This is a genomic window from Paraburkholderia caffeinitolerans, assembly GCF_902859945.1.
GTDB classification, from domain to species: Bacteria; Pseudomonadota; Gammaproteobacteria; order Burkholderiales; family Burkholderiaceae; genus Paraburkholderia; species Paraburkholderia caffeinitolerans.
Window position 1 is genome coordinate 44,996 of sequence record NZ_CADIKL010000050.1, and the last position, 10,175, is coordinate 55,170.

General features: G+C 64.4%; 8 protein-coding genes. 1 reads left to right on the forward strand and 7 read right to left on the reverse strand.

All coding sequences use genetic code 11. The annotated features are described in order from the left end of the window. Nucleotides 1-41 precede the first annotated feature (41 nt). From ubiB to HV773_RS32135, 7 genes are all read right to left on the reverse strand, one after another. Nucleotides 42-1,619, reverse strand: coding sequence for a ubiquinone biosynthesis regulatory protein kinase UbiB (ubiB, locus tag HV773_RS32105; RefSeq protein WP_129562831.1), 1,578 nt, complete (start codon nucleotides 1,617-1,619; stop codon nucleotides 42-44). 3 nt (nucleotides 1,620-1,622) lie between these two features. After that, on the reverse strand, nucleotides 1,623-2,294 hold the full coding sequence (locus HV773_RS32110; protein WP_129562832.1) for a ubiquinone biosynthesis accessory factor UbiJ: 672 nt from the start codon (nucleotides 2,292-2,294) through the stop codon (nucleotides 1,623-1,625). Nucleotides 2,295-2,444: 150 nt separating this feature from the next. Then, the gene (locus HV773_RS32115; protein WP_129562833.1) at nucleotides 2,445-3,452 is read right to left on the reverse strand and encodes a Tim44 domain-containing protein; all 1,008 of its coding nucleotides are present in this window, start codon (nucleotides 3,450-3,452) and stop codon (nucleotides 2,445-2,447) included. Nucleotides 3,453-3,488: 36 nt separating this feature from the next. Further along, entirely contained in the window at nucleotides 3,489-4,220 is a 732-nt protein-coding gene (ubiE, locus tag HV773_RS32120; RefSeq protein WP_129562834.1) for a bifunctional demethylmenaquinone methyltransferase/2-methoxy-6-polyprenyl-1,4-benzoquinol methylase UbiE, read from the reverse strand. A 115-nt stretch (nucleotides 4,221-4,335) separates the two neighbouring features. Continuing rightward, entirely contained in the window at nucleotides 4,336-4,758 is a 423-nt protein-coding gene (locus HV773_RS32125; RefSeq protein ID WP_129562835.1) for a gamma-butyrobetaine hydroxylase family protein, read from the reverse strand. Nucleotides 4,759-4,830: 72 nt separating this feature from the next. Continuing rightward, complete coding sequence (locus HV773_RS32130) at nucleotides 4,831-5,262, reverse strand: HIT family protein (protein ID WP_129562836.1); 432 nt, start codon at nucleotides 5,260-5,262, stop codon at nucleotides 4,831-4,833. Nucleotides 5,263-5,304: 42 nt separating this feature from the next. Further along, nucleotides 5,305-9,360 carry a DUF3683 domain-containing protein gene (locus HV773_RS32135; RefSeq protein ID WP_129562837.1) on the reverse strand — a complete coding sequence of 1,352 codons (4,056 nt, stop codon included), beginning with the start codon at nucleotides 9,358-9,360 and terminating at the stop codon, nucleotides 5,305-5,307. Between the two features lie 455 nt (nucleotides 9,361-9,815). Here HV773_RS32135 and HV773_RS37120 point away from each other — a divergent pair. Next, nucleotides 9,816-10,175 (forward strand): pyridoxal-phosphate dependent enzyme (locus tag HV773_RS37120; RefSeq protein WP_246282549.1); only part of this gene is annotated, 360 nt, incomplete at its 3' end.

Sequence of the window (10,175 nt, forward strand, 5' to 3'; positions counted from 1 at the left end):
TTGGCGAAGCGGGTCCGCCTTATCAGCGCCTTATTCGCGCCTCATCCACCATAGGTCAGTGTCAGCCACACGTGCGCGGCGACCATGCCTACCCCCACCGCCACGCCGAACAGCACGAGGCCTTGCAGCAGGCGATTGGTGCGGCGCTGCTCGGCAAGAATCTGGCGAATGGTGTCGTCGTTGGCGAGATGCGCGGGGGTCTGGCGATGCAGCAGCGCCTGGTGCACGAGGCGCGGCAACTGCGGCAGCGTCTTGCTCCACTGCGGCACTTCGATCTTGAAACGCTCATACCAGCCGCGCAGGCCGATCTGCTCGGTCATCCAGCGCTCCAGGTAAGGCTTGGCGGTCTTCCATAGATCCAGTTCCGGATCCAGCGAACGCCCGAGGCCTTCGACATTGAGCATGGTCTTTTGCAGCAGCACGAGCTGCGGCTGGATCTCCACGTTGAAGCGCCGCGAGGTCTGGAACAGACGCAGCAGCACCTGGCCGAGTGAAATATCCTTGAGCGCGCGATCGAAATACGGTTCGCAGACGGCGCGGATGGCGCTCTCCAGTTCCTCGACGCGCGTGGTGGGCGGCACCCACCCGGATTCGATGTGCAGCGTGGCGACGCGGTGATAGTCGCGCTTGAAGAATGCGAGGAAGTTCTGCGCGAGGTAGTTCTTGTCGAAGTCCGACAGCGCCCCGACGATGCCGAAATCGAGCGCGATATAGCGCCCGAAATGCGCGGGGTCGAGACTGACCTGGATGTTGCCGGGGTGCATGTCGGCGTGAAAGAAGCCGTCGCGGAACACCTGCGTGAAGAAAATCTCCACGCCCTCGCGCGCGAGCTTCGGAATGTCGACGCCGGCCGCGCGCAGCTTGTCCACCTGGCTGATCGGCACGCCCACCATACGCTCCATCACAAGCACGTCGGGCGCGCTGAACTCCCAATACATCTCGGGCACGAGCAGCAGGTCGAGGCCCACAAAGTTGCGGCGCAACTGGCTGCCGTTGGCGGCCTCGCGCATGAGGTCGAGCTCGTCGTGCAGGTATTTGTCGAATTCTGCCACCACTTCGCGCGGCTTCAGGCGCTTGCCGTCGGCCCACAGGCGCTCGGCCCATATGGCAATGTCGCGCAGCAGCAGCAGGTCCGAATCGATCACGGGCCTCATATTCGGGCGCAGCACCTTCACCGCCACCGCCTTGCCCGCATGCTGACCGGACTTCACCTTCGCGAAGTGCACCTGCGCAATCGAGGCGCTCGCCACCGGCACACGCTCGAACTCATCGAACAGCGTGTCGACGGGCGCGCCCAGCGATTTTTCGATGATGTCGATCGCCACCTGCGATTCGAACGGCGGCACCTGATCCTGCAACTTCGCGAGCTCGTTGGCGATGTCGAGCGGCAGCAGGTCGCGGCGCGTGGAGAGCACCTGGCCGAACTTCACGAAGATCGGCCCGAGGCTTTCGAGCGCGAGGCGCAGACGCACGCCGGCCGGCTGATCGAACTTGCGGCCGACGGTCGTGATGCGCAGCAAAAGTGCAACGCGTCGGTCATTGATCCGGCTCAACATGATTTCGTCGAGACCGAAGCGGACGAGCGTAAAGAAGATCTTCAGAAAACGCAGAAAACGCATGTCTTAGTGGCCTGTTGTCTGGCTCGGGCCGCGCGGTGCGGTGCCCGACGGCGCCGCCTGGGTACCGTTTGAGGTGCCACGCGCTTGTGATTTTTGTTCAAGGCGCTCGATGCGCTTCTCAACGCGCGCCAGTGCATCACGCGCGCGCGACAGCTCTGCGTTGAAGCCGTCGAGCTCGGCGCGCCGCACGAGCTGCGGATTTTCGTCGAGCAGGTATTCCGTGACGGAGCCGAGCACGTTGCGCCCCGTGCGCAACGCCTGCTCATGCACGGTGCGCGCAATCGTCGCGACGCGCGACGCCGGCGCGTCGCCGATCAGCTTCGCGAGGTCCTCTTCGGGCTCCCAGCGCAGGTGTTCCGCCAGCTTGCCGATGATCTGCGCGAATTCGGCGTCGCCCTCGATCTTTACATGCTTCATGACGGCCGACTGGCCGCCCTGCACATACGAAGACAGCGCGCCGGCCGGCAGCGAGAGCGCGACGTCCGCGCACTGCGCGTCGTGCTCTTCGACTGCGGCAAGATAGCCTTCGGGCTCCACGAGCAACGTGAGCACGACCGGCGGACACGACAGGCGCGCCGTCTTGCCGGCATAGGGAGCGAGGCGGTTGCGGGCCCACGATTCGCGGGCGAGCAGGTGATTGACAGCGGCGGCGAAGGGCTTGGCGGCGAGAGTCATCGGCGTGGAATAAAAAAACCCGCGCGGGCTCAAGCTCGCGCGGGTTCCTATTGTAGCGTTCGCGCCGTCCGATCGCGCCTTGCCGAGGCTAGGCCGAACGGTCAGCGCGCACAGTCAGATGATGTGAGATCAACGCTGCGCAATGCCAACTCAATGCGATTCGACCTGCTGGATACCGGCCAGCAGCCAGCCTTCGCCGGAAGTGCGCGACTTCGAGAGATTCCAGATCTCGACGAACGGCGAAGCGGCAGCGCCCGCCTCTTCGCGGATCAGGCCAGAGAAGCGCACGCTCGCGAGATATTCGCTACCGAGCTCCTCCACCGCGAGCAGGTCGGCGTTGAGCTGAACGACGTCGGTCTGATTGGGCTGGGGGCCGCGACCCGTCAGGTCCACACGGATCTCGGCGAACATCTCGGGCGTGGTGAACTCGCGGATGTCCTCGACGTTGCCCGCGTCCCACGCGGCCTGCAGGCGCACGAAATAGACCTTCGCGTTGCGCACGAACGCCTCGGTGTCAAAGCCTGCCGGAACGGTCGGGGCCGTATCGGCCTGCGGCGTGTTGAGCGAATTGTATTGCCCCGCGGAGCCCGTGGCCGGCGCCGGGTAGCGCGGCTCAGACGACGGGTAGCCGCCCATCTGGTTCAGCCCGCCAGCAGGCGGCAAGCCTGCGCCGCCCGCCTGAAACGCGGGCTGCGGCCCACGGCGGCGGCTCATGAACTTGCGGATCAGCCAGATCGCGACGAACGCGATCAGCGCGACCACGATCATGTTCGCCATCATGCCGGCGAACGCCTCGCCGAGACCGAAGTGCGACAGCAGCGCGGCGATGCCGAGGCCGGCCGCGAGACCCGCGATCGGCCCGAGCCAGCGGTTGCGCGCCGGAGCTGGCGTGGGCGCCGGCGTGCCTGGGGCGCGCTGGGCGCCGGCCTGCTGTGCGGGATTCGTGGGGCTCGGCTGGGCCGGCGGCGGCGTGGTGCTGCGCTGCGAGGCCACCGACGATTGCTTGCCGAAGCTGCGGCCACCACCCATGCGGCGCGCCTCGGCATCGAACGACGCCAGGCTGCCGGCCACCATCACGCCGACGAGGGCCAGAACTCCGATCCGCCTGACCCACGACATTGAAAGCTTTTTGGAAGCAATGCTTCGGGACTCAGGCATGGCGGAATTTCCTTTAAAGACAGAGAGTTGGGAACACTAGTACTTTGTGCCGACGTGTAAGGCTACCACGCCAGCTGACAAATTGTAATATTTGACGGCGTCGAGGCCGGCTTGTTCCATCATCGTCTTCAATGTTTCCTGATCGGGGTGCATGCGGATCGACTCCGCAAGATAGCGGTAGCTATCGGCGTCTTGTGCAAAACGTGAGCCCAGCCACGGCAGCACCTTGAATGAATACACGTCGTACGCTTTCTTGAGCGGCTCCCAGACCTTGGAGAATTCGAGCACGAGCAGGCGCCCGCCAGGCTTGAGTACGCGGCGCATCTCGGCGAGCGCGGCGTCCTTGTGCGTCATGTTGCGCAGGCCGAAGGCCACCGTCACCACGTCGAAGTAGTTGTCCGGAAAGGGAATTTTCTCGGCGTCGCAGAGCAGCGCGGGCGTGATCACGCCGTGGTCGATGAGTCGGTCGCGGCCCACGCGCAGCATCGACTCGTTGATGTCGGTGTGCCAGACCTGGCCACTCGGGCCGGCCTTCTTTGCGAACGCCATGGAAAGGTCGCCCGTGCCGCCCGCAATGTCGAGCACCCGGCCGCCCGGCCGCACGTTGGCCTGGGCAATCGTGAACGCCTTCCAGGCGCGATGCAGCCCGCCCGACATCAAGTCGTTCATCAGGTCGTAGTTCGAGGCGACCGAATGGAACACGCCGGCCACCTTCTTCGCCTTGTCCTGTTCGTCGACCGTTTCGTAGCCGAAGTGGGTTTTGCTCATCGCGCTCGTCCTTTCGCGGGTCTGACCGCGAGTCTGACCGGTTCGTGCCCGGGTCTTATTGGGTGATGGGTGCGGCGCGTGGGCGCCGCGGCGGGCAGGATCGTAACAGGAAGCGTCAGTGGCAGTGGCCGTGCGAGGCACCGCCCTGAGGCTCGCGCGCCATCGGCGTGTCGCGTTCGACGCCCGCGGCTTCGAGCTTGGCGAAATACTCTGCCCAGAGTTCGTCCTGGCGCGTCGCCAGTTCGTAGAGCTGGTCCCACGAGTAGATGCCGGTATTGTGACCGTCAGAGAAGGTGGGCTGCAGCGCGTAGTTGCCGACAGCTTCGAGCGCCGTGATGGTTACTTCGCGCTTGCCCGTTTGCAGCGTTTCCTGGCCGGGGCCGTGACCGCGCGCTTCCGCCGAGGGCGTGTAGACGCGTATCAACTCGAACGGAACGCGATAGCTCTCGCCGTTTCCGTACTGGAGTTCGAGCACGCGCGAAAGCGCATGCACCACGATGCCGGTCGGCACCGGCGTATCGGATTTCAGTCCACTCATGATTAATTCTGTTCCTCCCTCAATGTCACCGGCACGAACAGGCACGAAAGGCATGGCATCCGCAGCGCCCGTTCAGGCAAGCGCCTGTTCGATTTCCTGACGCACCGCGTCGCGCAGCAGTGTGGCCTGCGCGCGGCGCTGCCCGAGCATGGCCTCCGAGACCGTGCGCTGGCGCGGCGACCAGATCGACATCGGAAAATGCGCGTCGTTCGTGAAGCGCGGAATCACGTGCCAGTGCACGTGCGGCACCTGGTTGCCGAGGCTCGCGAGATTCACCTTCGATGGTTGCATCACGCGGCGCAGCGCCCGCTCGACCGCGTAGACCGCGCGCATCAAATGTTCCCGGTCCTCCGCCCCAAGATCCGAGAACTCGGCGACATGCGCATTCCAGATGACCCGGCAAAAGCCGGGATATTCGGCTTCGGCGCTCGCGTGCACGACGCGCATACGCTCGTCTTCCCACAGCACATCGCCGCCTTCCTCATTGCAGAATACGCATCCCATCGTCGACCTCGAACCCGTGTTACGGAAAAATTGGCGCTGCCATTAAACCAGCACGCGCTCGATTCCGCCATTGTTCGCCTTCTGAACGTAGTCCGCCATCCAGTTTTCGCCAAGCACGTGTCGGGCGATTTCCACCACGATGTAGTCGGCTTCGATGTTGGCGTCCTCGTTGTACCGCGACAGCCCCTGGAGACACGACGGGCAGCTCGTCAGAATTTTCACATCCTGCTTGCTACCCTGCCCGCCCGCTTCCTGCTGCGTGGCCGGCTGCACCCCGTTCGCGCCGCTTATGCCACTCGCGACGATCGGAATGCCGCGCAGTTTCGCCGCACCCTTGCGGATTTCCTCTTCCTTGCGGAAACGCACCTGCGTCGAGATATCGGGGCGCGTCACGGCGAGCGTGCCCGACTCACCGCAGCAGCGCTCGTTCTTCTCGATCTTGTAGCCGTCCTTCTCGGAACCCATCAGCTCGTTCACTAGCTTGACCGGGTCCATCGTCTTGATCGGCGTGTGGCACGGATCGTGGTACATGTAGCGCGTGCCCGACACGCCATCGAGCTTGATACCCTTCTCGAGCAGGAACTCGTGGATGTCGATGATGCGGCAGCCCGGGAAGATCTTGTCGAATTCATAACCGGCGAGCTGGTCGTAGCACGTGCCGCACGACACCACCACCGTCTTGATATCGAGGTAGTTAAGCGTGTTCGCGACGCGGTGGAACAGCACGCGGTTATCGGTGACGATCTTCTCGGCCTTGTCGAACTGGCCCGAGCCGCGCTGCGGATAGCCGCAACACAGATACCCCGGCGGCAGCACCGTCTGCACGCCGGCTTCCCAAAGCATCGCCTGCGTCGCGAGACCCACCTGCGAGAACAGCCGCTCCGAGCCGCAGCCCGGGAAGTAGAACACCGCCTCCGAATCCACGTTCGTGGTCTTCGGGTTGCGGATGATCGGCACGATCTTGTTGTCTTCGATGTCGAGCAGCGCGCGCGCCGTCTTCTTCGGCAGGTTGCCCGGCATCTTCTTGTTGACGAAGTGGATCACCTGCTCGACCACGGCCGGCTTGCCGGTGGACGCGGGCGGGTGCGCCGTCTGCTTCTTCACGACTTTCTTGAGCAGATCGTTGCCGAGGCGCTGCGCCTTGTAGCCCACGCCCATCATCACCTCGCGCGCGAGGTTGATGGTCTGCGGGTTGGTCGCGTTCAGGAAGAACATGCCCGCCGCGTTGCCCGCGTTGAACTTCTTCTTGCCCATCTTGCGCAGCAGGTTGCGCATGTTCATGGTGACATCGCCGAAGTCGATCTTGACCGGGCACGGCGTCACGCACTTGTGGCAGACCGTGCAGTGGTCGGCCACGTCGTTGAACTCGTCCCAGTGCTTGATCGACACGCCGCGGCGCGTCTGCTCTTCGTACAGGAACGCCTCGACCAGCAGCGAGGTCGCAAGAATCTTGTTGCGCGGGCTGTAGAGCAAGTTCGCGCGCGGCACGTGCGTCGCGCACACGGGCTTGCACTTGCCGCAGCGCAGGCAGTCCTTCACCGACTCGGCAATCGCGCCGATGTCGGACTGCTGCATGATCAGCGACTCGTAGCCCATCAGGCCGAACGACGGCGTGTAGGCGTTGCGCAGGTCGGCGCCGTCGAGCAGCTTGCCCTTGTTGAAACGCCCTTGCGGGTCGACGCGCTGCTTGTAGGCGCGGAATTCGGCGATCTCGTCTTCGGTGAGGAATTCGAGCTTGGTGATGCCGATGCCGTGCTCGCCCGAGATCACGCCGTCAAGCGAGCGTGCGAGCTTCATGATGCGCGCGACCGAGTGGTGCGCGTCCTGCAGCATCTCGTAGTTGTCCGAGTTGACCGGAATGTTGGTGTGCACGTTGCCGTCGCCGGCGTGCATGTGCAGCGCCACGAACACGCGGCCGCGCAGCACCTTCTTGTGGATCGCCTGAGCTTCGTCGAGGATCGGCTCGAACGCGCCGCCGTTGAAGATCTGGCGCAGTTCAGCACGAACCTCCTGCTTCCACGAGATGCGCACCGTGCGGTCCTGGGTGACGTGGAACACGGTGGCGTCCGGCTGGACGTCGGTGCGATCGGCGAACTTCTCCGCTAGCGCCTCGTAACCCAGTTGCACGAGATAGTGCTGCGCCTCGCGCAGCGACATGTCGAGCTTCTCGCCCACGAAGGCCCAGCGCGCGCGCACGCGCTTGAGCAGATCGAGCGCCTGCTGCACGCGGTCTTCGAGCAGTTCGGCCGATGGGATCTCATTGGCGTCGTCGGTCTTGCCGAGCGGCAGCTTGCCTTCCTTGAAGAACGCTTCAAGCGCATCGATCAACTGAAGCTTGTTCTTGATCGACAGCTCGATGTTGATGCGCTCGATGCCGTCCGTGTACTCGCCCATGCGATTGAGCGGAATCACGACGTCTTCGTTGATCTTGAACGCGTTGGTGTGTTTCGCAATCGCGGCGGTGCGGCTGCGGTCGAGCCAGAAGCGCTTGCGCGCCTCGGCCGAGACCGCGACGAAGCCTTCGCCGCTCTTGCCGTTGGCCATGCGGATGACTTCCGAGGTGGCGGTAGCCACGGCATCGGCGTCGTCGCCGACGATGTCGCCGATCAGCACCATCTTCGGAAACGCGTTGCGCTTGCTCTTGGTCGCGTAGCCGACGGCGCGCAGATAGCGCTCGTCCAGATGCTCGAGGCCGGCCAGGATCGCGCCGCCCTGCTTCGAGGTCTCGAACAGATAGTCCTTGATCTCGACAATGCTCGGAATCGCCTCGCGCGCCTGGCCGAAGAACTCCAGACACACGGTGCGCGTGTGCGCGGGCATCTTGTGCAGCACCCAGCGCGCGGACGTGATGAGCCCGTCGCAGCCTTCTTTCTGCACGCCGGGCAAGCCCGCGAGGAATTTATCGGTGACGTCCTTGCCAAGCCCTTCCTTGCGGAAGCGCTTGCCTTCGATGTCGAGCCATTCGGTGCGCAGCAGCTTTTCGCCTGGCGCGTGCTCGCCGTCGAACCACTTGAGTTCGAAGCGCGCCACGGGAATGTCGTGGATCTTGCCGAGGTTGTGGTCCAGACGCGTGACTTCGAGCCAGTTGCCCTCCGGATCGACCATGCGCCACCAGGCGAGATTGTCGAGCGCCGTGCCCCAGAGCACGGCCTTCTTGCCGCCCGCGTTCATCGCGACGTTGCCGCCGATGCACGAGGCGTCGAGCGACGTCGGGTCGACCGCGAACACGAAGCCCGCGGCATCCGCGGCTTCGGTCACGCGGCGCGTGACCACGCCCGCGCCCGAGAAAATGGTCGCGACCTTGCGGTCCACGCCGGGCAGGTCGGTCATCTCGACGGGGCCGAGCTGCTCGAGCTTTTCGGTGTTGATGACGGCCGAGAACGGCGTGAGCGGCACCGCGCCGCCCGTGTAGCCCGTGCCGCCTCCGCGCGGAATCACGGTGAGGCCGAGCTCGAAACAGGCCTTGATGAGGCCCGCGATTTCGGCTTCGGTATCGGGCGTGAGGACCACGAACGGATATTCGACGCGCCAGTCGGTCGCATCGGTCACGTGCGAGACGCGCGCGATGCCGTCGAAGCGGATGTTGTCCTTCTGCGTGCGCTTGCCGAGCACCTTGACGGCGCGGCGGCGCAGGTCGGCCATTTTCTCGAATTCGGCGGCGAAGTCGTCAATGGCGCGGCGCGTGGCGTCGACCAGCGTTTCCACGCGCGCAGCGCGGTCCACGCCTTCTTTATCGGCGTGCTCCTGGAGGTCGGCGCGGCGACGCTTCTCGATTTCGGCGAGGCGGTGGTTCAGCGCCTCAATCAGGAGCGCGCGGCGCTTCGGATTGTCGAGCAGATCGTCCTGCAGATACGGATTGCGGCGCACGACCCAGATGTCGCCGAGCACCTCGTAGAGCATGCGTGCCGAGCGGCCGGTGCGGCGTTCGGCGCGCAGTTCGGCGAGCGCGTTCCATGCATCCTCGCCCAGCAGGCGGATGACAATTTCGCGATCCGAAAAGGACGTGTAGTTGTACGGAATCTCGCGCAAGCGCGGTTCGACGTCGGTGGCCACGGCAGCGGCGGCGCCGTGAGGATCGAAAACTTGAGGTGCGTTCATGGTTGGACGACTCTTGGTGACAGCCCCGCTCATGTGGCTCGCGGATATCGCTCGCTGCGGGCATGGCGGACGCTGACGGGGCGCGTGGGGCGCTATTCTGAAATCGTGTCCGCCGGTGGCTCGCGGCTGGCGCTTAGTGGCGCGCTGTTGGCTCGCGGTTGGCTGGTAGCGGACTTTAGGGGTGGGGAAGCATGGCGGCTGCACTCACGCCGATGGTTCCCCGGCGCTCGGACCTAGCGGCACGATCGTGCGTGCCGGACTTGCCGCTGCGCCGCGGGGCGGGTCTCGCGCCGTGCGGGCATCAAATGGGCTATCCGAGTCTGCCTGTGCATCTTCCGATCCTTGTTTCAAAAAGCGATTTTAACGCATGATCCGCGCCCGCGCTGACGGTGCCCAGGAACTTTGCCATCTTGCAAACGCCAGTCTCTTTCATTCGCGCGACAGGCGGGTGAACCGTGCCTGACATCTCCGTGAAGCGCCGTGCTGCAATGGATTCGCCGTCCGGACAGTCGGGAATTGGTCCGCTGCTGGCACACTGTCGGCACGATCATTGGCGCTATCATTTACGTTTTCCCGTCAAATTCCGCGCCCGACGCGTCTCTCGCATGGCCTCCCACGACGATTATCTGAAAAAAGTCCTCACTGCCCGCGTCTACGACGTGGCCCGCGAGACCGAACTGGAGCGCGCGCCGAACCTCTCGGCACGCCTGCGCAACACCGTCCTGCTCAAGCGCGAGGACAACCAGCCCGTGTTCTCCTTCAAGCTGCGCGGTGCCTACAACAAGATGGCGCACCTCACGCCCGCGCAACTCGAA

Excerpts from the sequence above, each read along its gene's own strand:
- HV773_RS32125 (WP_129562835.1), bottom strand. The coding sequence starts at position 4,758 with ATGAGTGGACTGAAATCCGATACGCCGGTGCCGACCGGCATCGTGGTG.
- ubiE (WP_129562834.1), bottom strand. The coding sequence starts at position 4,220 with ATGAGCAAAACCCACTTCGGCTACGAAACGGTCGACGAACAGGACAAG.
- HV773_RS32115 (WP_129562833.1), bottom strand. The coding sequence starts at position 3,452 with ATGCCTGAGTCCCGAAGCATTGCTTCCAAAAAGCTTTCAATGTCGTGG.
- ubiB (WP_129562831.1), bottom strand. The coding sequence starts at position 1,619 with ATGCGTTTTCTGCGTTTTCTGAAGATCTTCTTTACGCTCGTCCGCTTC.
- HV773_RS32130 (WP_129562836.1), bottom strand. The coding sequence starts at position 5,262 with ATGGGATGCGTATTCTGCAATGAGGAAGGCGGCGATGTGCTGTGGGAA.
- HV773_RS32135 (WP_129562837.1), bottom strand. The coding sequence starts at position 9,360 with ATGAACGCACCTCAAGTTTTCGATCCTCACGGCGCCGCCGCTGCCGTG.
- HV773_RS32110 (WP_129562832.1), bottom strand. The coding sequence starts at position 2,294 with ATGACTCTCGCCGCCAAGCCCTTCGCCGCCGCTGTCAATCACCTGCTC.